We start from the raw sequence: 25,783 nt of genomic DNA, 5'->3' as shown, positions 1-25,783 counted from the left end.
ATTTCTCGAGCTTTTTATTTATCTGAAAGATTATTAATTAATCTAAAATCTCAAAACGAGTATAAGGTTGTAATGCTTTCGGAATTTTTACTGTTCCATCAGCCTGTTGGTGATTCTCTAAAATTGACGCTAAAATACGTGGTAAAGCTAAAGCAGAACCATTTAAACTATGCGCTAATTGAGTTCCATTTTCATCTTTGTAACGTAATTTCAAACGATTTGCTTGGAAAGTCTCAAAATTAGAAACAGAAGAAACTTCTAACCATTTTTCTTGCGCTTCAGAGAAAACTTCGAAATCGTATGTAATTGCAGATGTAAAACCTGTATCACCACCACATAGTCTTAAAATACGGTATGGTAATTCTAAATCTTCTAAAATTCCTTTTACGTGCTCAATCATTCCGTCTAAAGCAGCATAAGAATTTTCTGGTTTTTCAATACGCACAATCTCAACTTTCTCAAATTGGTGCAAACGATTCAAACCTCTTACATCTTTTCCATAAGAACCCGCTTCACGACGGAAACAAGGTGAATATGCAGTCAACGTAATTGGTAAATCCTCTGCTTTTACAATCGTATCACGATAAATATTTGTCACAGGAACTTCCGCAGTCGGAATCAAGTACAAATCATCTTCTCCAATATAATACATTTGCCCTTCTTTGTCTGGTAATTGCCCAGTTCCATAACCAGAAGCCTCATTCACAACGAAAGGAGGAACAATTTCTGTATAGCCAGCATCAGAATTTTTATCTAAGAAAAATTGCGTTAAAGCACGTTGCAAACGAGCACCTTTTCCTTTGTAAACAGGGAAACCAGCTCCGGTAATTTTAACACCTAATTCAAAATCAATGATATCAAATTTCTTAGCAACTTCCCAGTGTGGCAAATTGTTTGGTTTTGCAGTTGCATCTCCGTGTTCAAAAACGATTTCATTATCATCAGCATCTTTTCCTGCTTTTACGATTTCGTTTGGAATATTCGGGATTTGATACAAAATATCTTTAACGGATGTTTCGTAAGACGATAATAAATCTTGTAACTCTTTTGATTGAGTTTTTAAATCAACCGTTTTGTTTTTTAATTCATTAGCCTCTTCCGATCTTCCATCTTTAAACAAATTACCAATTTCTTTTGCTAATTTGTTGGATTCAGCTAATACATTATCTAATTCAAATTGTGTTTTACGACGAAGTTCATCCACATTTAAAACTTCATCAACAAGATCTAATTGTTTGAAGTTACGTTTTTTTAGTCCTTCAATTACACGATCTTTGTTTTCTTGAATGTAAGAAACTACTAGCATACTTTTATTAAATTTATACAAATGTATAAATAATTAATTTTTTAGAATAAAGATTAAATGATTTAGTATCAAAAATTAATCAAAATCTACTTATTTTTAGATTTTACTGTCTTTATTAGATAAATAATTGATATAATGTTTTTTACAAATAATATTCAAAAATTGTAAAATATTTTATAATTAATTGATAATTAATGTGTTAAACTTTATTTATTGAGAATTTATTAATACAACTATATTACATTGATTTTACATGCTGTTGTTTGCATTTCGAAATACATTTGTCAAAGAAAATTAATCGAAAATTATTAATAATTAAAACAATAAAACAATGAAAAAATTTTTCGCAGTAGTTGCAGTAGCAGCTTTATCTTTAGGAGCAGTATCTTGTGGTGAGAAAAAAGCAGAAGAAGCACCAGCTAACGTTGATTCAGCAGCAGTAACAGTTGATTCAGCAGCAGCAGTAGTTGATTCAGCAGCAGCAGTAGTTGACTCAGCAGCAGCTAAAGTTGATTCAGCAGCAACTAAAGTTGAAGGTGCAGCTAAAGAAGTAGCTCCAGCTACTGAAGCTCCAGCAAAATAATTTGAAATAACATTCAGATCATATAAAGAAACCACTTATTAGATAAGTGGTTTTTTTTATGCTGTTTTGCGATGTAAATATCTCGTTAGCTTGATTGATAAATCTAAAAGTATAATTTTAGAATTACCATTTCGTTCGATATGATACGACGCTTCATTAATTTCATTTAAAATATCTTCGATATTTGCTCCATGTATAAAAGGCGCAAAACCTTGCCATTTAAAACCTTCTGCATTGATTTGTAGAAAAACTAAATCATCAGATTGATACGTTTTTAATAAAGCTTGACGAAAAATCTCTGAACAATAATTCAAAAAATCTTTTTGCTCACTTCTCGACCAACTTGCAATTTGATTTGACCAATCAATCAAATCTTTTAAGACAGTTGGAGTTTTGGCTGCCATAAACGCTTTTCGAACCCAAGTCACAAAATATTTATCGAATAAATGTTCGTCATCATTCAATTGATGCAAGGCTTCTCGTACATTTCCTTGCGATAGAAAAGCAATATGTTGCGCTTTTTCTGGATTAATATTTTTCTTCTCAACCAAATAGTTCTTTACATCCGATTGCGATAAACGTGGGATTTTGACTAATTGACAACGAGAAGTAATGGTTTGTAAAATTAAATCCTCGCGCTCTGTTACCAATAAAAACAGTGTTTTTTGAGGTGGTTCTTCAATTATTTTCAACAATTTATTGGCTGCAGCAGTTGTCATTTCCTCTGCTTGCCAAATAATCATGATTTTGTAACCGCCTTCGTAACTGTTTAGCGCTAATGTTTTAACAATTTCATCTGCTTCATCAACAGGGATAACGCCTTGTTTTTTTTCAATTCCGAGATGGGACATCCAATCGGTTAGATTTCCATAGACATTTTCGTCTACAAAAGTTCGCCAATCGTTTAATAAATACTTAGCAAGTGGCTTTTTTACACTTTCTGTTGCTGAATAAGGAAAAGAAAAATGTAAATCGGGATGTTGTAATTTAGCAACTTTTAGATTGCATTGTTCGTTATTCAAACCACACAAAACCTCGCGTGCATAAGCAATAGCCAAAGCCAAAGCTCCCGAACCTTCTGGACCAGAAAATAGCTGCGCGTGACTTATACGACCATCTTTTATAGATTGTTGAAGTTTGTTTTTAATCTCCTGTTGTCCAATTACATTTTCCCAAAGCATAGTCCAAAGTTACTATTTTTATTTTTCAGAATTTATCAAACTTTTTAATCGATTGATTTCTTCTAAATTAGCAATTCCAGAATCGTCAATCATTGCTGAAGAATGAAAATAAGTTGCGTTTGTGAATGAATTAATTTCTTCAATATTTGTTGAGCGCAAACCACCTCCAGGCATAATTGTAATTTGTTTTTCTGCTTTTTTAACCAGATTTTTTAATTCACGTTTTCCATAATCAACATTACTATCCAAGCCAGAAGTTAAAATTGTTTTGAATCCTAAATTAATCACTGTTTGAAGTGAATCTTCGGCATCAGAAGTTCTGTCAAAAGCACGATGAAACGTACATGGAAAAGGTTTTGAAAGTTCAACTAATTCTTGATTTCGTTCAAAATCGATTTCGTTATCTTCATTCAATATTCCAAAAACAAAACCATCAATTCTAAAATTTTTAATCATGATAATTTCAGATTTCATTTTTTCAAATTCTTCATCAGAATAACAAAAATCTCCACCACGAGGGCGAATCATCACCATAATATTTTTGTCTGTTTCTTTTCGCAATGTTTTGATATCTTCAAAATTTGGCGTAATTCCGCCTGTTGAAGCATCGGCGCATAACTCGATTCGATCTGCATTTGATTTTGCTGCAACTAAAGCTGATTCTAAGTTGAAACAAGCGATTTCTAATTTTTTCATTTTGTAATAGATTTTCCGTCAATCAAACGATTTCCAGTTTCGTCATAAACCGCAAAGTTAAAACCTGGATGGATACAATACGAACCATATTCGCCTTGTTTATTAATCGCAATAAAACCAACTTGAATTGCCGATAAATCTTTTTTGCGCGATTTTGTTAATTTAATGATTCGATGAACAGCCTCCTTACACGCATTTTCTGGCGAATATCCTTGACGCATCAATTCCACAACCAAATGACTTCCCGCAATACGAATCACTTCTTCGCCGTGTCCAGTCGCCGTTGCCGCACCAATTTCGTTGTCAACATACAAACCTGCGCCGATAATTGGTGAATCGCCAACACGACCATGCATTTTGTATGCCATTCCGCTCGTAGTACAAGCTCCAGAAAGATTTCCGTGGGCATCTAAGGCAATCATTCCAATTGTATCATGATTTTCGATGTTGATAGGCATCTGATAATTGGTATCTTTCAACCATTCTTTCCACTCTTTTTCGGAAACATCAGTCAATAAATTCTCTTTCTTGAAACCTTTTTCTAACGCAAATTGAAGTGCACCATTTCCAACTAACATAACATGTAGCGTATCTTCCATCACTTTTCGAGCAACAGAAATCGGATGTTTGATATATTCTAAAGCTGCAACAGAACCGATATTCGCTTGATCGTCCATAATACAGGCATCCAATGTTACTTTTCCATCACGATCAGGTCGTCCGCCGTAACCAACACTTCGTTCATTAGGATCTGCTTCAACTAATTTTACCCCTTGTTCTACTGCGTCTAAAGCAGTACCATTTTTTCCTAAAACCTTCCAAGCTTCGGCGTTGGCTTCAAGTCCAAAACGCCAAGTAGAAAGAACAATCGGTTTATTGATTTTTGTTGAAGTAGTTGATCTTGTAGATTTAGTTTGTGCACTAAGATCAAGTTTCGTTGTACCTAAAAGCAAGCCTAATGCACCTAAATTTTTTATAAAATTTCTTCTATTATTCATGTGTTAATCGATTTCAAATTATGAATCTAACAAATATAATTCATATAATTGTATAACAGTTTATCTGATACTCAAAACACTAAAAACTTATGAGAACAATTTTACTATCTGTTTTTTGGATAATGATTTCCAGTATTTCATTTGCTCAAAAAAATGATTATACACAATATGTAAACCCTTTTATTGGAACCGGTGGTCATGGGCATACCTTTCCTGGCGCGACTTTGCCATATGGAATGGTTCAGCTTTCGCCAGATACGCGTGTTGATGGAAGTTGGGACGGCTGTAGCGGATATCATTATTCAGATGATTTTATTTATGGTTTTTCGCATACACATCTTAATGGAACAGGAGTTTCTGATTATGGCGATATTATGTTGATGCCAACACTTAATCAGAAAAGTTTTAATCAAGCGGATTATGGATCTAAATTTTCGCATAAAAATGAAAAAGCTACTGCAGGATATTATCAAGTTTTGTTGGATAAATACAATATCAATGTTCGATTAACAACGACAACTCGTGTTGGTTTGCATGAATATATTTTTAATAAAGCTGGTGATGCAAACATTATTTTAGACCTTAATCATCGTGATAAATTAGTTGGCGGTGAAGTGAAAATTGTAGACGCTAAAACACTTTATGTCTACAGAAATTCGGAAGAATGGGCGAAAAATCAGAAGATTTTTGCTAAAATAGAATTTAATGTTCCGTTGAAATTAACATCTTCAAAAGACGGAAATATTACATCTAAAACATTTAAAGGAAATGAAATTGCCTTGGCTTTTGGTAAAAAAGTAAAGAAAGGTGAGAAAATTTTGGTAAAAGTAACCTTGTCTACAACTGGATATAATGGAACGGATGTTAATAGCAAAGAATTAACAACTTTTGATTTTGTTAAAACTAAAGTTGCTGCTGAAAAAGCTTGGAACAAAGAATTGTCGAAGATTGAAGTAAAATCTTCAGACAAAAATAAGCTAACAATTTTTTATACAGCCATGTATCACACGATGATGCAACCAAATATTTCGCAAGATCTGAATGGAAATTATCGTGGAATGGACGATCAAATTCATTTGGCAAATAATTTCGATTATTATTCAGTTTTCTCGCTTTGGGATACTTTTCGTGCTGCGCATCCTTTGTATACGTTGATTGAGAAGAGAAGAACGATCGATTTTATTAACACATTTATCAAGCATTACGAACAAGGCGGACGTTTGCCTGTTTGGGAATTAGCGAGCAATGAAACGGATTGTATGATTGGTTATCACTCGGTGTCTGTGATTGCGGATGCGATGGTAAAAGGTTTCAAAGGCTTTGATTATGAGAAAGCTTATGAAGCAGCAAAACATTCGGCAATGTTGGATCATTTGGGATTGAAAGCCTACAAACAAAATGGATTTATTTCGATTGATGATGAACACGAATCAGTTTCGAAAACGTTAGAATATGCATACGATGATTGGTGTATTGCGCAAATGGCGTTGATTTTAAATAAACAAGACGATTATAATTACTTTATTGAGCGTTCTCAATATTGGAAAAATTTATTTAATCATGAGACAAAATTTATTCAGCCAAAGAAAAATGGAGGTTGGCTAAAACCGTTTGATCCGCGTGAAGTAAACAATAATTACACAGAAGCGAATGGTTGGCAATACACATTTTTTGCTCCGCAAGATATTAATGGAATGATTGATATTTATGGTGGAAAAGATGGTTTTGAAGCAAAATTAGATGAATTATTTAATGCTCCATCAGAAACAACAGGTCGCGAACAAGTGGATGTTACAGGACTTATTGGACAATATGCGCAAGGAAATGAGCCGAGTCATCACGTAGCGTTTTTGTACAATTACATTGATAAACCTGAGAAAACGAAGGAATTGGTTCATAAAATTTTGAATGAACATTATAAAAATTCGCCAGATGGATTAATTGGTAATGAAGATTGTGGGCAGATGAGTGCGTGGTATGTTTTGGCTTCGATGGGAATTTACAGTGTTACGCCAGGTTCTGGAATGTGGACGACTGTTGAGCCGTATTTTGATGAAATCACGATTAATTTAGAAGATGGAACGAAGCGTGTAATCACGAAAAATAATTATAAAGAAAATCAATTTTTAGGATTTGAATTCTTGAAAGATAGAGAGATTAAGACTATTTCTGAAAGTGAAAAAATTGTAACGGTTCCAGTTTTGGTTGCTGAAGATAGATCATTTCAAAATAAAATGAATGTCGAAGTAAAATCTTCTGAACCTAATGCAAAAATTTATGTTTCGGTGAATGGTAAAAAAGCTGAAATCTATAAAAAGCCAATTTTAATAAAAGAAACGACTACAATTTCTTCTTTCATAGAAATGAATGGAAAGAAAAGTAAAACGATTTCTGGAACGTTTACAAAGAAACCAAATGATTATACAATTCAGTTGAATTCTACGTATACACCACAATATCATGCAGGTGGACCACAAGGTTTATTGGATGGAATACTTGGAGATAGCAATTGGAAAAAAGGTGATTGGCAAGGCTATTATGACCAAGATTTTGTAGCAATTGTTGACATGAAAAAAACGAAATCCGTTTCTTCTGTTGTCATGAATTTCTTGCAAGATTCTCGTTCTTGGATTGTGTTACCGACAAAATTAGAAGTGTATACTTCACAAGATAATCAAAACTTTAAATTGGTTGGAATGTTAGAAAAACAAGTTGATGCATTTGATAATAATATTTTTTCTGATCAATGGAAAGTTCAGTTCAAAGCAGAAAAAGCACGTTACATTAAAGTAAAAGCAACAAATTATGGAGCATTTCCAAAAGGTCATTTAGCAGAGCCTTTTCAAGGAAAATCCTATATTTTCGTTGATGAAATAACTATCAAATAAGATAATATTCAAAATTTATAAAAAGAGGTAAATCAATACGATTTGCCTCTTTTTTCGTAACTTTATATTCGAAATCGAAGAAAATGCAAACAGAAATTTTAAACAAAACATTACAAAATCGTTCTATCAATCCGACTGCGATGAGATTGTTGGTCTTGGATAAATTGATGAATGCAGAAGTTGCGCTGAGCTTGGCTGATTTAGAAATTGAAATGGATCAGGCAGATCGAGTAACAATTTATAGAACCTTAAAAACTTTCGAAGAAAATAAATTAATTCATTCAATCGAGGACGGAACGGGTTCTATAAAATATGCGCTTTGCGAGTCGAGTTGCAAATGTACGCCCGAGTTTACGCATGCTCATTTTCATTGCAACAATTGTAATCAAACGTTTTGTTTGCGAAATATTCATGTGCCAGAAATAAAACTTCCTAAAAATTTCGAAGCCGAACAATCTTCATTTATTCTGAAAGGAATTTGCGATCAATGTAAGCAATAATCACTTTGCAACCAGATTGCAGCAAGAACTTTATAGTTTTGAAATATAAATTTTTGAATTATGTCTAAAGCTTGTTGTAGTACGTCAAATGACGAACATAAAGATACTCATGATCACAATCACGAAGGTCATGACCACGAACACAATAATAGTAAAATTTTATTAGGTGCCAGTTTAGCTATTTTCTTTGCAGGGATTTTTGTTCAATATGTTTTAAAACCAACTTGGTTTGTTGATAATCAAACTATTCGTTTGATATGGTTTGGCATTTCTTATATTATAGTAGCATTTCCTGTTTGGGGAGAAGCCTTTAAATTAGCTAAAAAGCTAGATTTTTTCAATGAATTTTCGTTGATGGGAATTGCAACTTTAGGTGCTTTCATTATTGGAGAATATCCAGAAGGTGTAGCGGTAATGTTGTTTTATACTATTGGCGAAATGTTTCAGGAAGCTGCGGTTAATAAGGCAAAAGGAAATATCAAAGCCTTGTTAGATGTTCGCCCAGATACAGCGCATGTTTTACGCAATGGTAATTTCGAAACAATAAAACCGCAAGATGTGGTAATTGGAGAAACAATTCAGGTAAAAGTTGGGGAAAAAGTTCCGTTAGATGGAATTATGATTTCAGATAAAGGAAGTTTTAATACTGCTGCTTTGACGGGAGAAAGTAAGCCTTCAATTTATAAAACTGGAGAAACTGTTTTGGCAGGAATGTTAAATCTTGAAAATGTAATCGAAATTCAAACGACTAAAAAATTTGAAGATAGTTCGATAGCAAAAATCTTACAAATGGTTCAAGATGCGGCTTCTCGCAAAGCACCAACTGAATTATTTATCCGAAAATTTGCAAAAATATATACACCAATCGTTTTCTTTTTGGCTGCAGCTTTGGTAATTATTCCTTACTTTTTTGTTGACAATTATGATTTTCATGATTGGTTGTACAGAGGTTTAGTTTTCTTGGTTGTTTCTTGTCCTTGTGCGTTGGTTATTTCGGTTCCGTTGGGTTATTTTGGTGGAATTGGAGCGGCTTCTCGTAACGGAATTTTAGTAAAAGGTTCTAACTTTTTAGATTTAATGGCGAAAGTAAACACGGTTGTGATGGATAAAACAGGAACAATGACGGAAGGTGTTTTCGAAGTGCAAAAAATTGAAACTAATCTTCCTGAAAATGATTTTTTAAATCTTGTTTCGGCTTTAGAAAAGCAATCTACACATCCAATTGCGAAAGCGATTGTGGCAAGTCATCCATCAGAATTGAAAGCGATTGAAGTGGAAGAAATTTCTGGAAAAGGTTTGAAAGGAAAAGTTGATGGAAAAATAGTTTTAGCTGGAAATACTAAATTATTAGATCATTTCTCGATTCAGTATCCACAAGAAATTCATGATATTGTAGAAAGCATTGTGGTAGTCGCGGTTGATAATAAATATGCTGGATATATTACGATTGCCGATAAAATTAAGGAAGATGCGCAACAAGCAATTCAGAAAATGAAGGCTTTGGGTGTTTCGAAAACGATTATGTTGAGTGGTGATAAAAATACCATTACGCAGAAAGTTGCGAAAGAAGTTGGTGTTGATGAAGCTTTTGGTGGATTGTTACCAGAAGGAAAAGTAGAGAAAGTTGAAGCATTGAAAAAAGATCAAAATCAAGTGGTGGCTTTTGTTGGAGATGGAATCAATGATGCACCTGTTTTAGCTCTTTCTGATGTTGGAATTGCGATGGGTGGACTTGGTAGTGATGCTGCGATAGAAACTGCAGATGTTGTAATCCAAACCGATCAACCTTCTAAAATAGCAACGGCGATAAAAATTGGTCGTGAAACAAAAAAGATTGTGATACAGAATATCATTTTAGCAATGGGCGTTAAAATAATCGTGCTTTTCCTTGGTGCAGAAGGAATCGCCAATATGTGGGAAGCTGTTTTTGCTGATGTTGGGGTTGCTTTATTAGCAATTTTGAATGCGGTACGAATTCAACGAATGAAATTTTAGATAAAAAATAAAGCGATCAATTGATCGCTTATTTTTTTATGTATAAATCTTTCATCAAATCTAAATCAACCTTTAAAATATCAGTTAAATAATTTTCGACTGACCCAAAATTCTTATTAATCGCTTCATAAGAACTTTCTAAATATTCAGGTAAAACATCAATTAGATATTTATAATTTGGATCGATTTTTAAGATGTGAGCATATTTTTGTTCCAAAAAGATATTAGAAGCCAAATAATCATCCATAATTGTATCTAAATCGACTTTCAAAGCAGATAAAATCATTGCTGTTGCAAATCCAGTTCGATCTTTTCCAGCTGTACAATGAAATAAAATTGGCGTTCTATTTTTGTGTTGAATAATATCAAAAAAGCTTTTGTATTGCGTTTGACACGTCTTATCTAAAACAAAATCCTCGTAAATTTTGCACATAAATTCTTTCGGATTTGAAATTCCAGCTTTGAATTGTTTCACTAAATTTTCGAAATGTCCAGAAGAAATATCCAAATGAACTTCGTGATTACAACTATTTGGAATGTGATCTTGATTTTTTAAACGTTCGTAAGTCGTGCGTAAATCAATAATTGTTCGAATTGGAAAATCGTTTAAAATCTCCAAGTCATCATCTGTCAAATTTGCTAAATCATCAGATCGAATTAACAATCCTTTTCTAATGACTTCATTTTTTGTGTTAATTATTCCACCTAAATCTCTGCAATTAAATCCGCCTTCAAGTGGAAGAGTTCTTTGTTCGAGCGAGATTTCGCAAAAAGTATTTTCCATTTTCTGTTCGTTTTTTAGGTTATTTTTTGATATGTAAAAGTTAAGGCTAATTATTTAGTTATCATATTAAAATGATATTAAAAAAAGTATAACTTTTTACTTTAACATTTTATTATTTTTATTCAATCTAAATTTATTTTATATTCGCATAGAATTAGAATAAATCTAAATAATCTGATGGGAGATAAAGTGAAAATTGCGAAGGAGAAGTTCATCTTAAAAAAGAAAGAATTTGTGACACCACATCTTATTCGCGTTCATTTGGAGAATGATGATGTTTCTTTTTTTAAGGATACAACGTTGGGCGGAACATGTAAATTACTTTTTCCACCGCTTGGAATCCGTGATATTCACTACGCTGAGTATGATGAAGAAAATCAAAAATGGATTTCGCCATCAGAAAAATTTAAACCAGTTTCTCGTACCTATACGTTGCGTGATATTGATGCAAAAAACAATGTGATTGTGATTGATATTGCAAATCATGGATTGAACGGTCCAGGATCGCGTTGGGCAAATGAGGCGAAAGTTGGAGATATGATTGGGGTTTCGATGAAGTCGAAAAAGAAAGACTTGGCTCCAAAAACAGATTTCATTTTCTTAGCTGCAGATTTAACAGGTTTGCCTGTAATTTCGGCAATTATAGAGTCTCTTCCTGCTAAAACAAACGGAATTGTTTGTGTGGAAGTGCCAACAGAAGATGATATTCACCAAATTGAAACAAAAGCAAATTTAGAATTTAAATGGATTGTGAATCAAAATGTAGGAAGTGGAACAGCTTTATATAGTTTGACGAAAAATCAGCAATTTCCGAAACGCAAAGATGGAAAACGTTTTGCTTATGTTGCGGGAGAATCTAAATCTGTAAAGGAAATAAAATCATTTTTTAAAGATGATTTAGAATGGAAAAAAGACGAATTTTATTGTACATCGCATTGGAAAGCTGGAAAAGCAGAGAGAAATGCATTAGAAAATTGTCACGATAAAATAGAACAAGAATTGTTGGTAAGAGTTTTCTAAAAACAAGAGGGATATTTAATCAAAAGCTTCATCAGAAATGGTGAAGCTTTTTTTGATTATATAAGAATTGAAAAAACGGCTCAATTTTGAGCCGTTTTTTTGTTGTTATTTTACTATTGCATTTCCATTCTTCGCATTCCACCACCTTCTCTTGGTCGGTTTCCGTCTCCATTTTTTGTTGATTTTCCACCAAACTGATTTAAGTTGAATGTTAACGAGAACATTACAAAACGAGTCAGAATATTATTGCGTTGATCGATTGTTGATTCTGCTGTAATTGTACGCGTATAACTGTTATTTTGATTCAATAAATCATAAACTTTAACACCCGCTTCCAACTTATCATCGAAGAAACGATACATCAAACTTATATTCCACAAAAAGAAATCACGCTTGAAACCTGCTGCCATTCTCGAGTTATAATTGTAACTGAAATCATTTGTCCAAGTCAAATTTTTAGGAAAAGTAGAAATCGTTTTAATTCCAAAATTGTGCGTAATATTATTTTGATTGTCAATTGAGTAATTTACATATTTAGAATTTGTGAAGTTCAAACGATAAGAAGGTGAAATTGTTAAATAATCACCATAATCCCAATTTAATCTCAATGTAGGTGATAAAGTTGTATTGTATTGCTCATATTTCACCGCATCTCTAAAACCTTGCGTTAAAGCATAACTCGCAGACATTCCTACATTTACTCTAAATTTATTGATCCCTTTTTGATATTGTTTATTAAAGAAAAAGTTACCATTCAGACGATAATTTCCTTTTACATTTTCATACGTTGTAGTTCGTTTATAAATCGAATAATCCATTTCTGTATAATTCACAATATTCGATTCGTTGTACGTATAACCTAAGTTAGCGTTAAATCCTTGACGCGTTTTACGATCAAAATTGCTGAACATCAAATTGATTTGATGCGCTTTATTTGGATCAAGATCTGGGTTACCTTTGAAAACATCTAACGGATCAGTTTCATCTAAAATCGGTAAAACTTGTGATGTCGAAGCCAAACTTGTCTGATAATTATACATTAAAGACAGCGAGTTGTTTCCGCTTTGATAACGAATATTTCCCGAAATATCTGGCAAGGTTTTGTTTTGAGTTGAGCTGTAATCATCTGCTTTAAACGTTCCAAAATTTTGTTGATTATAGATATTTGCACCAAAACGTACAGTTGCCGAAATTTTATTTTTGTTCAGTAATAATTGTGCATATGGATTAAATTCATTCAATTTAGTTGAATAAAAACGCGTCAAATCATTGTTCAAATTGTCATATTCTCCCGTTACATCATTATAATTCCACGTTCTATTATTGGTTTCAGAATCGGTTAAATTATAAGCAGAACCAACAGCAATTTTCAAAGAATCTGTAATAGGATACGTATATTTTACATCAAAATTGTATTGATTATTCTTCGAAATATTTTTCTCATTGATGTTTCGATAAACATCCGCTATCGTATCATTTGTATATAATGTTGTTGAATTGATGAACGAATTTCGATCTGTTTTACCAATCGATATACTTGAATTAAAATCTAGATATGATTTATTTTTGAATTTCTGATTAAGTGATAATAATGTTTTAAATGTATTCGAATTTGATTTTCCATTCGATGTTTGATTCATTTGGTTTCTCAAGTCACCCAAATCTGAATATGTTTTACTATCCGAAATCGATGAATTTGTAGATGATGAATTACTAAATGATGGATAAAAATAAATTTTTGTGTTGTTTTTCGTCCATTCTAAATTTGTTCCAAAATTATGTCCATACGTTTCGTTTTTTGTTTTAGAATTTGCATCAGAAGTATAAATATTTTTAGGCGCAAAATTTTCGATGTGTTTGTATTGATCATTTTTTGAAAACGAATGATTCAAACGATAATCAGCTCCAATTTTCAAATTATCATTTAATTGATCGCTATAATTCAATCCAATCGAAGTATTTGTCGTTATACCATCAGAACCTCTTCGCCCCATTCCGCCACGACCACGCGAACCTTCACCGCTTGTCATACCAGAAGCTGCAATATCCGTCGAAGAACCAATCAAACTAATTTTCTTTTTACCTTTAAAATAATTTGCCATCAAATTGCCTTCGTAATGATTATCCGTTCCGTAACCCGCCGTGGCTTTGAGCATATAACCTTTCTTTTTATCTTCTTTCAAGGTAATGTTTAGCGAAGATTTATCCGATTTCGAACGTTCTCCAGAGAATTTTTCGTTCTTTGTTTTATAATCCGAAACCTGAATTTTTTTGATAATATCCGCAGGTAAATTTTCTAACGCAACTTTTCCATCTGTTCCAAAAAATGGTTCACCATCAATCAAAATCTCATTAACATCTTTTCCATTTACCGTAATATTTCCGCTATCATCCATTTCAAAACCTGGTAATTCTCTCAATAAAGCTTCCAAATTTGCATTCGGTTTTACTTTGTAAGAATCAGCATTATATTCGATTGTATCTTGTTTTACAACCATAGGTTCCACATTTGTCACCACAACTTCATCCAAATCATAAATCATCGGATTAATGATAATTGTTCCAAGATCAATATTGTTTTTGATCGATTCGAAACTTTGCTTGAAAACGCCTTCTAAAGGATCATCAATGATTAGATAAACAGGTTTATCTTGCAAATTAATTTCAATCTTGAACGTACCATCATCATTTGTAGATGTAGTAGAAATTTGCGTAGAATCGGCTTTATTGCCTAAAATAACTTCAGAATCAGTTAAAGGAAAATTAAGTACATCCGTTACTTTTCCTGTAATTGTGACTTTTTCTTGTCCAAAAGAAAAAATCGTAATCAAGCTAAAAAGAAATGATAGAATATATTTTGTCATGAGATGAATTGGTTTCTTCATCTGTTAGACATCAAATTTTGGGCAAAGTTTAATTTTGATTAAAGTTTTTTCCAACTTTTATCCGAAATTTTATTTAGATCAATTTCAGAAGTTGTTATAAAAAGTGGTGTAATCTCTACAATTCGCTTTACTTGAGTTGTTTTTAGGTTAGATTCTGGACAAAATGTTTCGATTAAAACAATTTTTTCTGAATCAGAAGAATTGGATTTATAAAGCGTTTTTTGAATTTTTTTATCAATTTTCCAATTTGTACAACTTCCAATACTATAATATTCGAAGGTTAAAAGTGGAAGAAATCCGAAGATAATTCCAAAGATAAATTTCATCACATTCATAAAACTCCATCCGTCTTTCTTTTTGATCGAAAGTAGAAAAAGCACATAAATACTAACTGCCGCAGCAAAAGTTAAAAGCTTTGGAAATAGTTTTGCAAAGTCATGATTCGCGAATTCTAAACTGATAAAATCTCCAATCAGAAAGTATCCAATAAACCATATAATAAAAATTGTACAGATGATTAAGATAATATTTCGAAGAGTTTTATTCATTTCGCTTTAAGGTTTGTGTGGTATAAATATAAAAATATTCCTGTCAATAGACAGGAATACTCATACTAAAATAGATTTATTTATAAGATTTCAATAAATTCTCTAAAATTTCGCAGGCACATTCAGCTAAGTTTGTACCTGGGCCAAAGATTGCATCTGCACCATTTTGATAAAGATAATCATAATCTTGACGCGGAATAACACCTCCGACTACGATATAAACATCATCTCTACCTAATTCTTTCAATTGCTTTACAACTTCCGGAACCAATGTTTTGTGACCTGCAGCCAAAGAAGAAATTCCTAAAATATGAACATCATTCTCTACAGCTTGCTTTGCAACTTCTGCTGGCGTTTGGAACAATGGGGAAATATCCACATCAAATCCCATATCCGCAAAAGAGGTTGCAACGACTTTTGCACCACGATCGTGACCGTCTTGTCCCATTTTTGCTACCATAATACGAGGGCGACGTCCGTCTTCTTCTGCAAACTCGTCAGCTAAATTACGAGCTTCCTCAAATTTATTCATTTTACCTGCTTCCATAGCATAAACTCCTTGAATTCCTCTTGTAATTGCTTTATGACGTCCAAAAACAGCTTCTAATGCATCAGAAATTTCACCTAACGTAACACGACGACGAGCCGCTTCGATAGATAATTCTAATAAATTTCCTTCGCCTGTTTCAGCAGCTTTTGTTAATTGCGCTAAAATATCTTGAACAGCTTCGCTATTACGCTCGGCCTTAATTTGATTTAATCGATCAATTTGTTTTTGACGAACTGCTGTGTTGTCAACTTCTAAAATTTCGAACTCTTGTTGTTCTAATTTCGAGCGATAAGCATTAACACCAACAATCGCAACTTCACCAGAATCAATTTTGGCTTGTTTTTTTGCAGCAGCTTCTTCAATACGCATTTTTGGAATTCCAGCTTCTATGGCTTGCGTCATTCCACCTAATTCACGAACTTCTTGAATATATTCCCAGGCTTGATTTGCCATTTCATTTGTCAAAGATTCAATCATAAAACTTCCTCCAAAAGGATCAGCTGTTCTACAAATTTGAGTTTCTTCTTGTAAAATGATTTGTGTATTACGTGCAATACGCGCCGAGAAATCTGTTGGTAAAGCAATTGCTTCGTCCAATGCATTGGTATGCAAAGATTGTGTTCCACCTAATGCAGCAGCTAAGGCTTCGATTGCTGTACGACCAATATTGTTATAAGGTTCTTGCTCTGTTAAACTCCAACCAGAAGTCTGACAGTGTGTTCTCAACATTAATGATTTTTTATTTTGAGGCTCAAATTCTTGCATCAATTTTGCCCATAACATACGAGCAGCTCTCATTTTTGCAATTTCTTGAGGAAAATTCATTCCAATCGCCCAGAAAAATGATAAACGAGGAGCGAAGTCATCAACTTTCAATCCTGCTTCCAAACCAGTTTTTACATATTCGTAACCATCTGCAAGCGTATAAGCCATTTCCAAAACAGGTGTAGCTCCAGCTTCTTGCATGTGATAACCCGAAATAGAAATCGAATTGAAACGAGGTATTTTTTGAGAAGTATATTCGAAAATATCTGCAATAATTTTCATCGAAGGAGTTGGCGGATAAATGTATGTATTACGCACCATAAACTCTTTCAAAATATCATTCTGAATGGTCCCAGAAAGTTGATCTTGCGAAACGCCTTGTTCTTCAGCCGCTACAATGTAGAAAGCTAAAATAGGAAGAACAGCTCCGTTCATTGTCATCGAAACCGAAATTTTATCCAAAGGAATTTCATTGAACAAAATCTTCATATCTTCTACAGAATCTATTGCAACGCCAGCTTTACCTACATCTCCTACAACGCGCTCGTGATCTGAGTCGTATCCTCGGTGAGTAGCCAAATCAAAAGCAACTGAAAGTCCTTTTTGACCAGCAGCTAAATTTCTTTTGTAAAAAGCATTTGATTCTTCAGCAGTAGAAAAACCTGCATATTGGCGAATTGTCCAAGGTTGACGAACATACATAGTCGTATAAGGACCACGTAAATATGGTGCAACTCCGGGTAGAAAGTTAATCTGTTTCAGATCTTTTACATCATCGTAATTGTAATCACTTTTGACTTGTAAACTATCTAATTCAAATGACTCTATATGTGATGGATTAGAATTTAGATTTCGTTTAAATCTTAAATTCGAAAAATCTGTTTTGTGATTCATCTTGCTAAGATAAATAATTATCCATTAGATTTTATAAAATCACCAATTTTTGAAACTGCTTTTTTCAACTTTTTGTCAACAAAAGTTGAAAAAACATTTTAATCGAGTTTTTTGGTAAAATTATTGATTGAATTTGATTATCAATAAATTAAAAACGCACAAAAAATAATTATTATGAAGTTAGATTTTAACAATAAAAGCATTCCAGAAATTTTAAGTGAATTTCAGGATAAAAATACCTTTCAATGGCAAAATGATATTTTTGATTTGATGAAAAAGATCGATTCAAAAGAAGAAAAAGTTAATTTCCATTATTCGAGAGAAGATAATGTTTATATATCAAATTTTGATCCTCGATTTGTGAATGAAACATTTCATTCGTTAAATAATTTTTTAGGATTGAAAAAAGGAGATTCTACACTTTTAAGTTCATCGGTTTTAGAAAATGAAGGAGAAATTTTATTGGTTCAAGCCATAGAAGGAGGTTTTGATTTGTATTGTCATGAAGATTCGGATAAAGTGAAGATTCCATTAACAGACGAAAGTCAAGACGAAATAGGATACGCATTAAATTATGCTTATTTGACAAAGAAACAGATTGAAAACTCTTTTGAAGATTTAGCAAGAATCGAAAAAATTGCAATCGAAAGTGATGATTTGTCAGATGATTTGAAAAGTAAATTGAATGATCAAACGAAAACAACTTTTTATCAAGTTTTTACCGCGAATGGGTTTCCGATTGCAGTAAAAAAAATAGATGAAACAGATTATACTGTTTTAGATAAAATAGAACTTTCGGAAGATGAAAAAGGTAATTTAGTCTTGAATTCGCCTTACGAAAAAGAATCACTAAATTTATATAGACAGGCTGTTGTTTCGGATGATCAGAAAAAGTTTAGATGGATTTCTAGAAATGAGTGTAAGTTGAATGGGAAAGATGTGGTGAATTTAGAATTGATCGAAGAGAAATTAAAACCATATATAGATTATAATTTTATTGTGATTGCTTTTCCGAAAAAAGGATCTACAGAAGATGTAATTTCTTTGGTAATAGAAAGTCGATTTGCAGAACATGTTGATATTCCAAAAAGTGAATTAGAATCTTATGAAGTTCCGCAACAAACATTTTTTATCGGAGATTTCCCGAAAAGTAATGATAAAGCAGCTATTAGAGCAGAATTAATTAGATTGTTGAAAGAATCTAACGAAAATAATTAATTAAAAAAGGGATACGATGTCATCGTATCCCTTTTTTAATTTAAGCAATAAACAATTTTTAGTATTGAATATCAATTAAAGATTTTAACGGAATCAAAACTCCATTCTTAATTTGTAAAAATTTATCCGTAACAGACCAAACAGTCGTCTCAATTTTCTTAGGACCTTGATCTGTCTGAAATGTAATATATGCTTTCGATTTGAATTCGTTTCCTAATCTTACTGCACCATTCAATTTGTTTGCCTCTACCGTTACTTCGTCTTTTGGCGCGTCTAAAAATTTATAGTTTCTTACTTCTTCTTTTTCGATAAGTTCTGCTTTCATCATTTTTTTAAATTTTGGTTAATTTAATCTTCCATAACACATGTATGAAATTAATCATATTTTTCAATAAACCATAACTTTCGTCATATTTTTTTGAACTTAATTAGAATTATTCAAAATACAGACCAAAATCAATTTTATGAAATTAAAATTTCATTAGAATATTAATCTTTTCTTCAACATATTAATCTGAAATAATATTATAGAAATCACTAAATTTGCAGAATGTCAGACGAAAAGAAATTTAAATCCGGTTTTGTAAACATCATAGGAAATCCAAATGTTGGAAAATCTACTTTGATGAATATGTTGATGAAAGAGCGTTTGGTTATCGCAACACACAAAGCGCAAACTACGCGTCATCGTATCAAAGGTATTTTGACAGGAGAAGATTATCAGATTGTATTTTCGGATACGCCTGGTGTTTTGGATCCTGCTTATGAGCTGCAAACAAAAATGATGGATGCAGTTAATGAATCGTTGGTGGATGCTGATGTGATTCTTTATGTTGTAGAAATTGGAGAAAAACGATTGAAAAATGAACAAGTTTTCGAACGTCTGCAAAAAACATCTACACCAATTATTTTATTGTTGAATAAAATTGATACAGCTACGCCGGATCGATTGAATGAAGCGGTAGAATATTGGCACGAATTATTGCCAAAAGCAGAGATTTTACCTATTTCGGCAAAAGAAAACGTGAATGTAGATTTGTTGATTAATAAGATCAAAGCAATTATTCCAGAAGGGCCACAATATTATCCAGAAGATCAATTAACAGACCGTTCGGAGCGTTTTATTGTAAACGAAGTAATTCGTGAAAAGATTTTATTAAACTATCAAAAAGAGATTCCATATTCTGTTGAGGTAGTAACAGAGCGTTTCAAAGAAGATTTGAATTTAATTTCTATCGAAGCTGAAATTTTTGTAGAACGCGATTCTCAGAAAGGAATTATTATTGGACATAAAGGAGAGTCTTTATCGAAAGTAGGAAAAGAAGCAAGAGAAGAGTTAGAAAAATTCTTTGATAAAAAAGTATTCTTGAAACTTTTCGTGAAAGTGCGAAAAGATTGGAGAAGCAAAGAGAATGATTTGCGTCGTTTTGGTTATTAAAAACGGTTAAAAAATAGATAAGTCTTGAGAAATCAAGACTTTTTTTGTGGCTTTACCTAAATTTTAGTTGTAAATTTATAGAACAAAATCTATTCTAGAATTTAATTATTATGGCTAAAATATTATTTCCAACCGATTTTTCGGAAACAGCGAACAATGCTTTTTTGTATGCGTTAAACCTTGCAAAAGTTCTTAAAACAGATATTAAGTTAGTTTCGGTACAATCAAATCTTAAAAATTATCTTGAAGTTACAGAAGAAAACTTCGAAAATTATATCAATAAACTTAAAAATATTGCAAAAGAAAATAACCTTGAACATGTAAAAATAGAGAGTTCTTTGGTTGTTGGCGATTTGTTGTTAATGATTTTGGATATTATCAACAAAGATGATATACAATATGTGGTGATGGGAACGAATGGACAAAATAGTTTAGGCAAAAAGTTTTTTGGCTCTAATACTGTAAATGTCATTAATAATTCGCCTGCGCCTGTGTTGGTTGTTCCAAATAATGTGAAATTTAAAGAAGAAAGAAATTTTGCTTATGCTACATTGTTTAATCAAAAAGAGACAAAAGCTTTGGCGCAAATGGAAGAAGTGACAAAACGTTACGATAAATTGTTGAACATTGTACATGTTGATGACAAATCGATTACTCCGCAAATGTTAAGCGTAAAAAAAGAATGGGAAGAAGAATATCCTGAAGCGATGATTACAATTGAACCGAGTAAAGATGTAGAAGGTGGTTTAATCAATTATTGTATGAAAAACAATATCGATGTATTAGGCGTTGTTCACCGTGAATTATCATCTTTTGAAAGATTATTTACAATTAATCATAGCCAACGATTATTGTCGAGTGCAAATGTAGCGTTATTGGTTTTTCAGGAAAGTAAATAAATTAAAAACATAAAACTTAGAGCGGAGAATTCTCCGCTTTTTTGATTGGCTAAATTTTTGCAACAAATTTCTCAAAACACTTTTATGACGGAACTTCAGAAAATACAAAACCTCAAAAAACATAAAGCAATTGCAACAGGATTATTCATTTTGATGGCTTTTATTTACTTTTTGATGGTTTATCTAAGTCAACATTCACCTGCGAAATGGATTGGATATGTGGAAGCATTTACCGAAGCAGCAATGGTTGGTGCACTTGCCGATTGGTTTGCGGTTACGGCTTTGTTCAAATATCCGCTTGGACTTAAAATTCCGCATACAAATTTGATCGAAAATAGTAAAAATTCGATTGGAGATAATTTGGGACAGTTTGTAACTGAGAATTTTTTGACACCATCTACAATTCGTCCATATATCGAGAAATTAGAAGTTGTAAAATACGCAGCAGATTGGTTGAATAAACCTACGAATCAAGAAATGTTGCAAGAAGAATTGATTAATTTCTCCAAGAAAATTGTCAAAGATTTAGATGATAAAGATGTCGTTGATTTTATAACCTTGAAAGGTGATGAAATTTTGAAACAATTTGATTTACCTGAATTAGTTTCGTCAAGTTTAGAATATATTTTAGAAAAGGAAAAACACGACGAAATTTTGGAAGCAATCATTCCAAAAGCGAAAGAGTATATCTTAGAAAGTGATTTGATTATTAAAGATAAATTAAATGAAAAACATCCTGTGATTTCATTTTTTGCTGGTAAAAAAATATCGAAAGGAGTAGTGGAAGGCGTGGTTAGTTTTTTGGATGAGGTTGAAGCGGACAAAGAGCATCCAATTCGTCATAATATCGAACGAATTATCCGAGAAAATATTCAGAATATAAAAGAATCTCCCGATTGGAAATTTAGGTTAGAATCGCTTCGAGATGATTTTATCACAAAAGAACGATTGAATGATTATGCTTTGGATTTGTGGTTGGCGATTAAACAAAATTTGACCGAAAGTTTTGATGATGAAAATTCTGCAATGCAAGTTTACATTAAGAAAAATATAAAAAAATTGACCGAAAATTTGAATGATAACCAAGAAATGATTGATAAGATTAATGGTTGGGTGCGTCATTTTATTTACCGTATGATTTTACGAAATGTCAAAGAAGTGGAAAGTTTGATTAGTAATACGGTTGATAAATGGGAAGGAAAAGAGTTGAGCGAAAAGCTAGAATTGGAAGTTGGGAAAGACTTGCAATTTATTCGGATTAACGGAACGTTGGTTGGAGGACTTGTTGGTTTAGTTATTTACACGATCACGCAATTGGTATTTCATTAAAATATAAAAGCTCGAGAAATTCTCGAGCTTTTTCAATTAACAACTATAAATATTACTTAACTAAATTAAGTTTTTCATCTGCTTTCCAAATTCTATATTCTAAAGTATAGCCTTTTGGTACGTAAACTACGATTGGTAATTTGCTATTGTAACGCGTTTGAATAGATTGTGCGTGTACAATTTTTTCGACAGATTTATTGTCAAAACATCCCATTAAAGTTCCTCCAACGTTACCATTTGATTCGAAATTGAAATAATCATAACCCCAACCATCAACAGTTTTTTGTTCGAAGGCTCCTGCTAAGAAAAAATGATTACAAGAATCAACCAATGTTTTTTTACCTGCGAAAATTTCTACACTATAATTATCTTCGTTAGGTAAAGTTTTCAACGTGATAATTTTCTGTTCATATCCATCTTTTGCTTTTGGATACATTGAATAATCTATTTTCATATTTTTTTGGGCGAATGTTACCATAACCATTAATAATGCTAAAACGCTAAATACTTTTCTAAGTTTCATACTAATTTGATTTTATTTGTTTTCTATTAGTAAGATGCAAAAGTTGGGTGAATGGTTGTGCGAGGGAATGTTAAATATTTGTGAAATAAAAAAAGACAATCAATTTGATTGTCTTTTTTGCTCCTCCTCTTGGGCTCGAACCAAGGACCCTCTGATTAACAGTCAGATGCTCTAACCAACTGAGCTAAGGAGGAGTATCGTTATCGATATTGTGTTGCAAATATAGAGCAAATTTTATTACTTCCAAATCTTAAAAGTATTTTTTTTCGTTCTACAAGTCGCATTAATAGACAACTCTTTGAAAATGAATCAGAAATAATTCAAAAAAAATTATTCATAATGACGAAAAATTCCTTGTTGTGTTGCCGTCCACAATGGAGCTTCTTTATTTGCTGCTTTTAGTGCGCTTGCTGCCCACGTATTACACGTAAAAAATAAGCTGTAACTTCCTTTTGCTTCGTAAAACGAATCGCTATCACCATAAACAGCATCCGTTTTTATTAATTCGACTTTGTTATTTTTATCTAAATCAAATGATTGCTTGATGTAAACAATTAATTTTTGATATTCCTCCAAGTTCATGTTTACTTTTTTACAATCTTCTCCCAACGTCATTTTATCATAAAAAGTAGTATGCATCGCCGAATCTCCCAACCAAAATGCAGCATTTAAAGCAGTAGAAAATTTCAAATCTTTCCATTCTGGTGTATCCAAATAGAAACCTTTATCACCCCAACCAAAGGCAATATATTTGTATTCTTTTTTCGATTTCGTATCTGAAAAAGGCACAAAAGTCGACCAATCAATCGCTTTAGATTTTACTGGAACCACAATATCCGTATGTACGCCATTTGTCAAAATATACGCTGTGATTTGATCATTAGGCTTTTCTTTTTGCTTATTCACTGGAATTAATGGCAGCAAAACTACTGCAAGTAAATACACCACAGTCAGTAAAACTAAAGCACCTAAAGTTTTGAGTAGAATTCGAAAGATTTTTTTCATAGTATTTTGTTGAGTAACGAATATAAATAAAAAAACCTCGCAATTGCGAGGTTTTTTTTAATTTGATTCGTTGTAAAGTGTATTATGATCTTTGTCCAAGAAATTAAATTGTAAGTATTTGTACGCATCTCTTGGTACAATCTTAATCCACTTTTTATGCTTAAAAAACCATTTCATCTGAATGCTTGGCAATCCATGTTGTAAATAAGCAGCTACGAAAGGATGCACGTGCAACGACATTTTTCGTAAATCCTTATCTTTTCTATCAAGGATATTCAAGAGCACTTGTTCAATTTTATCAATTGTAACGATAGGTGCTTCAACTTCATTCGATTCTTGGTTAGGATTTTCTTCAGTTGTAACGAAATTCACTTCTGGGCGAACGCGTTGTCTTGTAATCTGAATCAATCCAAATTTACTTGGTGGCAAAATCTTATGTTTTGCTTTATCTTTCGCCATTTCAGCTCTCAGATGTTCGAACAATTCTTTCTTATGTTCTACATCCGTCATGTCAATAAAATCGACCACAACAATTCCTCCCATATCACGTAATCGCAACTGACGTGCAATTTCAGAAGCAGCAATTTTGTTTACGGCAAAAGCTGAATCTTCCTGATTTTTAGAATTACGAGAAATATTTCCCGAATTCACATCAATTACGTGTAACGCTTCTGTATGTTCAATCACAAGATATGCACCTTTAGATTGTGGAATAGTTACCGTTTTACCAAAAGCTTGTTTAATTTGTCTTTCGACATTAAACTTTTCAAAAATTGGAACAAATGGATCGTCATATTCTTTTACCAAATTAATTTTATCTGGTGCAATAACTTCCAAATATTCGCGCATTTCGTCAGCTAATTCGTCATCATCAACAGAAATTTTAATAAAATCATCATTAAAATTATCTCTCAAAATAGAAGAAGCTCTGTCCATTTCGCTAAGAATTTTAGCTGGCGCTTTCTTTTTCTGAAGATTTTTGAAGATTTGAGTCCATTTGTTTAACAAATAAGCCAAATCTGCTTGCAATTCTTCTGCGTTCTTCTCTTCGGCAACTGTTCTGATAATAACTCCGAAGCCTTCTGGTGTTAAACCTTCTAAAATTTTGATTAAACGATCGCGTTCTGGTTTTTGTTTGATTTTTTGCGAAATCGAAACACGTTCCGAAAATGGAACTAAAACTAAATATCGACCAGCAATTGAAATTTCAGAAGTAATTCTTGGTCCTTTCGTATGGATTGGTTCTTTTGTAATTTGAACCAAAACGGAATCACCTGGAGCAAAGATATCTGTAATTTGTCCATCTTTGTCAATCGGTTCTTCCATACGGAAGTTCTTCAATTTTTCGGTTTTGTACGTGCCATTTGCTACAATTTTGTTGTATGCATTTGACGAACGTATTTGTGGACCTAAGTCATGATAATGTAAAAATGCATCTTTCGAATAACCAATGTCAACAAAGGTTGCATTTAAACTAGGAGCTAATTTTTTGATTTTACCCAAGTAAATGTCGCCAACTGCAAAGCCATCATTTGCAGTATCTTGATGAAATTCCATCAAGCGACCTTCATCTAAAACTGCGATGCGTACTTGATCAGCTAAGGCTGAAATCACTAATTCTTTACTCATCAAAAAATTATGTTTTTAAAAATGATAAAAGCACTTTCCAAAATTTCCATTGAAAAGTGCTATCTTGTAAAAAGACTAAATTATTAATAGCTTAGCTACTAATTATTTTTTCTTTTTGTGTCTGTTAAGACGACGACGTTTTTTGCGTT

General features: G+C 32.5%; 21 protein-coding genes and 1 tRNA gene. 8 read left to right on the top strand and 14 right to left on the bottom strand.

Annotated features, from left to right (window positions below; genetic code table 11):
- Positions 1–37 precede the first annotated feature (37 nt).
- From serS to HXZ74_RS03665, 5 genes are all read right to left on the bottom strand, one after another.
- Positions 38–1,306, bottom strand: coding sequence for a serine--tRNA ligase (gene serS, locus HXZ74_RS03685; RefSeq protein WP_114998371.1), 1,269 nt, complete (start codon positions 1,304–1,306; stop codon positions 38–40).
- A 315-nt stretch (positions 1,307–1,621) separates the two neighbouring features.
- Entirely contained in the window at positions 1,622–1,924 is a 303-nt protein-coding gene (locus HXZ74_RS03680) for a hypothetical protein (protein ID WP_180905654.1), read from the bottom strand.
- Between the two features lie 21 nt (positions 1,925–1,945).
- A complete protein-coding gene (locus HXZ74_RS03675; protein ID WP_286473891.1) occupies positions 1,946–3,070 on the bottom strand; it encodes a DNA polymerase III subunit in 1,125 nt (374 codons plus the stop codon).
- Positions 3,071–3,088: 18 nt separating this feature from the next.
- Positions 3,089–3,766 (bottom strand): copper homeostasis protein CutC, encoded by a 678-nt coding sequence (locus tag HXZ74_RS03670; RefSeq protein WP_114998366.1) that lies wholly within the window; start codon positions 3,764–3,766, stop codon positions 3,089–3,091.
- On the bottom strand, positions 3,763–4,764 hold the full coding sequence (locus tag HXZ74_RS03665) for an isoaspartyl peptidase/L-asparaginase family protein (protein ID WP_286473889.1): 1,002 nt from the start codon (positions 4,762–4,764) through the stop codon (positions 3,763–3,765). The genes HXZ74_RS03670 and HXZ74_RS03665 overlap by 4 nt, the downstream gene beginning before the upstream one ends.
- An 89-nt stretch (positions 4,765–4,853) precedes the next feature.
- On the opposite strand from HXZ74_RS03665, the gene HXZ74_RS03660 reads away from it, so the two are divergent.
- The 3 genes from HXZ74_RS03660 to HXZ74_RS03650 all read left to right on the top strand — a co-directional run bounded on the left by HXZ74_RS03660 (position 4,854) and on the right by HXZ74_RS03650 (position 10,147).
- Positions 4,854–7,652, top strand: a complete 2,799-nt coding sequence (locus tag HXZ74_RS03660; RefSeq protein WP_280062620.1) for a GH92 family glycosyl hydrolase — start codon at positions 4,854–4,856, stop codon at positions 7,650–7,652.
- Positions 7,653–7,735: 83 nt separating this feature from the next.
- Positions 7,736–8,152: a Fur family transcriptional regulator gene (locus HXZ74_RS03655; protein ID WP_038334787.1), complete on the top strand. Its 417-nt coding sequence runs from the start codon at positions 7,736–7,738 to the stop codon at positions 8,150–8,152.
- 60 nt (positions 8,153–8,212) lie between these two features.
- Positions 8,213–10,147: a heavy metal translocating P-type ATPase gene (locus HXZ74_RS03650; RefSeq protein ID WP_114998359.1), complete on the top strand. Its 1,935-nt coding sequence runs from the start codon at positions 8,213–8,215 to the stop codon at positions 10,145–10,147.
- Positions 10,148–10,175: 28 nt separating this feature from the next.
- Here the strand turns inward: HXZ74_RS03650 and HXZ74_RS03645 are convergent, their stop codons facing one another.
- On the bottom strand, positions 10,176–10,931 hold the full coding sequence (locus HXZ74_RS03645; protein WP_114998358.1) for a tyrosine-protein phosphatase: 756 nt from the start codon (positions 10,929–10,931) through the stop codon (positions 10,176–10,178).
- Between the two features lie 177 nt (positions 10,932–11,108).
- Here HXZ74_RS03645 and HXZ74_RS03640 point away from each other — a divergent pair, with 177 nt between their 5' ends.
- Entirely contained in the window at positions 11,109–11,951 is an 843-nt protein-coding gene (locus HXZ74_RS03640; protein ID WP_038334795.1) for a siderophore-interacting protein, read from the top strand.
- Positions 11,952–12,064: 113 nt separating this feature from the next.
- Here the strand turns inward: HXZ74_RS03640 and HXZ74_RS03635 are convergent, their stop codons facing one another.
- The 3 genes from HXZ74_RS03635 to scpA form a co-directional block, all read right to left on the bottom strand.
- A complete protein-coding gene (locus tag HXZ74_RS03635) occupies positions 12,065–14,815 on the bottom strand; it encodes an outer membrane beta-barrel protein (RefSeq protein WP_286473886.1) in 2,751 nt (916 codons plus the stop codon).
- Between the two features lie 59 nt (positions 14,816–14,874).
- On the bottom strand, positions 14,875–15,384 hold the full coding sequence (locus tag HXZ74_RS03630) for a hypothetical protein (RefSeq protein ID WP_038334805.1): 510 nt from the start codon (positions 15,382–15,384) through the stop codon (positions 14,875–14,877).
- 76 nt (positions 15,385–15,460) lie between these two features.
- The gene (gene scpA / locus HXZ74_RS03625; protein ID WP_114998354.1) at positions 15,461–17,593 is read right to left on the bottom strand and encodes a methylmalonyl-CoA mutase; all 2,133 of its coding nucleotides are present in this window, start codon (positions 17,591–17,593) and stop codon (positions 15,461–15,463) included.
- Between the two features lie 174 nt (positions 17,594–17,767).
- On the opposite strand from scpA, the gene HXZ74_RS03620 reads away from it, so the two are divergent.
- Positions 17,768–18,811: a hypothetical protein gene (locus HXZ74_RS03620; protein ID WP_114998352.1), complete on the top strand. Its 1,044-nt coding sequence runs from the start codon at positions 17,768–17,770 to the stop codon at positions 18,809–18,811.
- 58 nt (positions 18,812–18,869) lie between these two features.
- Here the strand turns inward: HXZ74_RS03620 and HXZ74_RS03615 are convergent, their stop codons facing one another.
- On the bottom strand, positions 18,870–19,139 hold the full coding sequence (locus HXZ74_RS03615; protein ID WP_038334819.1) for a hypothetical protein: 270 nt from the start codon (positions 19,137–19,139) through the stop codon (positions 18,870–18,872).
- A gap of 222 nt (positions 19,140–19,361) precedes the next feature.
- Between HXZ74_RS03615 and era the strand changes: the two genes are divergently transcribed.
- The 3 genes from era to HXZ74_RS03600 all read left to right on the top strand — a co-directional run bounded on the left by era (position 19,362) and on the right by HXZ74_RS03600 (position 22,477).
- Positions 19,362–20,249 (top strand): GTPase Era, encoded by an 888-nt coding sequence (gene era / locus HXZ74_RS03610; RefSeq protein WP_038334822.1) that lies wholly within the window; start codon positions 19,362–19,364, stop codon positions 20,247–20,249.
- Between the two features lie 110 nt (positions 20,250–20,359).
- On the top strand, positions 20,360–21,148 hold the full coding sequence (locus HXZ74_RS03605) for a universal stress protein (protein WP_038334827.1): 789 nt from the start codon (positions 20,360–20,362) through the stop codon (positions 21,146–21,148).
- 84 nt (positions 21,149–21,232) lie between these two features.
- Entirely contained in the window at positions 21,233–22,477 is a 1,245-nt protein-coding gene (locus HXZ74_RS03600) for a DUF445 domain-containing protein (RefSeq protein ID WP_286473884.1), read from the top strand.
- A 52-nt stretch (positions 22,478–22,529) separates the two neighbouring features.
- Here HXZ74_RS03600 and HXZ74_RS03595 read toward each other — a convergent pair whose 3' ends face one another.
- The 4 genes from HXZ74_RS03595 to HXZ74_RS03580 form a co-directional block, all read right to left on the bottom strand.
- Positions 22,530–23,000 (bottom strand): ecotin family protein, encoded by a 471-nt coding sequence (locus tag HXZ74_RS03595; RefSeq protein ID WP_180905666.1) that lies wholly within the window; start codon positions 22,998–23,000, stop codon positions 22,530–22,532.
- A 120-nt stretch (positions 23,001–23,120) separates the two neighbouring features.
- Positions 23,121–23,194 (bottom strand) — tRNA-Asn (locus HXZ74_RS03590).
- A gap of 136 nt (positions 23,195–23,330) precedes the next feature.
- Positions 23,331–24,005, bottom strand: a complete 675-nt coding sequence (locus tag HXZ74_RS03585; protein WP_286473881.1) for a TIGR02117 family protein — start codon at positions 24,003–24,005, stop codon at positions 23,331–23,333.
- A 57-nt stretch (positions 24,006–24,062) separates the two neighbouring features.
- Positions 24,063–25,634, bottom strand: coding sequence for an Rne/Rng family ribonuclease (locus HXZ74_RS03580; RefSeq protein WP_286473879.1), 1,572 nt, complete (start codon positions 25,632–25,634; stop codon positions 24,063–24,065).
- Positions 25,635–25,783 lie beyond the last annotated feature (149 nt).

The sequence above is a fragment of the Empedobacter sp. R750 genome (genome assembly GCF_030324345.1).
In the GTDB taxonomy this organism is placed as follows: domain Bacteria; phylum Bacteroidota; class Bacteroidia; order Flavobacteriales; family Weeksellaceae; genus Empedobacter; species Empedobacter falsenii_C.
This window is presented reverse-complemented; position numbering and strand designations above follow the sequence as displayed.

Coding starts and splice junctions, on each gene's coding strand:
- serS (WP_114998371.1), bottom strand. CDS start 1,306: ATGCTAGTAGTTTCTTACATTCAAGAAAACAAAGATCGTGTAATTGAA.
- HXZ74_RS03675 (WP_286473891.1), bottom strand. CDS start 3,070: ATGCTTTGGGAAAATGTAATTGGACAACAGGAGATTAAAAACAAACTT.
- HXZ74_RS03670 (WP_114998366.1), bottom strand. CDS start 3,766: ATGAAAAAATTAGAAATCGCTTGTTTCAACTTAGAATCAGCTTTAGTT.
- HXZ74_RS03665 (WP_286473889.1), bottom strand. CDS start 4,764: ATGAATAATAGAAGAAATTTTATAAAAAATTTAGGTGCATTAGGCTTG.
- HXZ74_RS03660 (WP_280062620.1), top strand. CDS start 4,854: ATGAGAACAATTTTACTATCTGTTTTTTGGATAATGATTTCCAGTATT.
- HXZ74_RS03655 (WP_038334787.1), top strand. CDS start 7,736: ATGCAAACAGAAATTTTAAACAAAACATTACAAAATCGTTCTATCAAT.
- HXZ74_RS03650 (WP_114998359.1), top strand. CDS start 8,213: ATGTCTAAAGCTTGTTGTAGTACGTCAAATGACGAACATAAAGATACT.
- HXZ74_RS03645 (WP_114998358.1), bottom strand. CDS start 10,931: ATGGAAAATACTTTTTGCGAAATCTCGCTCGAACAAAGAACTCTTCCA.
- HXZ74_RS03640 (WP_038334795.1), top strand. CDS start 11,109: ATGGGAGATAAAGTGAAAATTGCGAAGGAGAAGTTCATCTTAAAAAAG.
- HXZ74_RS03635 (WP_286473886.1), bottom strand. CDS start 14,815: ATGACAAAATATATTCTATCATTTCTTTTTAGCTTGATTACGATTTTT.
- HXZ74_RS03630 (WP_038334805.1), bottom strand. CDS start 15,384: ATGAATAAAACTCTTCGAAATATTATCTTAATCATCTGTACAATTTTT.
- scpA (WP_114998354.1), bottom strand. CDS start 17,593: ATGAATCACAAAACAGATTTTTCGAATTTAAGATTTAAACGAAATCTA.
- HXZ74_RS03620 (WP_114998352.1), top strand. CDS start 17,768: ATGAAGTTAGATTTTAACAATAAAAGCATTCCAGAAATTTTAAGTGAA.
- HXZ74_RS03615 (WP_038334819.1), bottom strand. CDS start 19,139: ATGATGAAAGCAGAACTTATCGAAAAAGAAGAAGTAAGAAACTATAAA.
- era (WP_038334822.1), top strand. CDS start 19,362: ATGTCAGACGAAAAGAAATTTAAATCCGGTTTTGTAAACATCATAGGA.
- HXZ74_RS03605 (WP_038334827.1), top strand. CDS start 20,360: ATGGCTAAAATATTATTTCCAACCGATTTTTCGGAAACAGCGAACAAT.
- HXZ74_RS03600 (WP_286473884.1), top strand. CDS start 21,233: ATGACGGAACTTCAGAAAATACAAAACCTCAAAAAACATAAAGCAATT.
- HXZ74_RS03595 (WP_180905666.1), bottom strand. CDS start 23,000: ATGAAACTTAGAAAAGTATTTAGCGTTTTAGCATTATTAATGGTTATG.
- HXZ74_RS03585 (WP_286473881.1), bottom strand. CDS start 24,005: ATGAAAAAAATCTTTCGAATTCTACTCAAAACTTTAGGTGCTTTAGTT.
- HXZ74_RS03580 (WP_286473879.1), bottom strand. CDS start 25,634: ATGAGTAAAGAATTAGTGATTTCAGCCTTAGCTGATCAAGTACGCATC.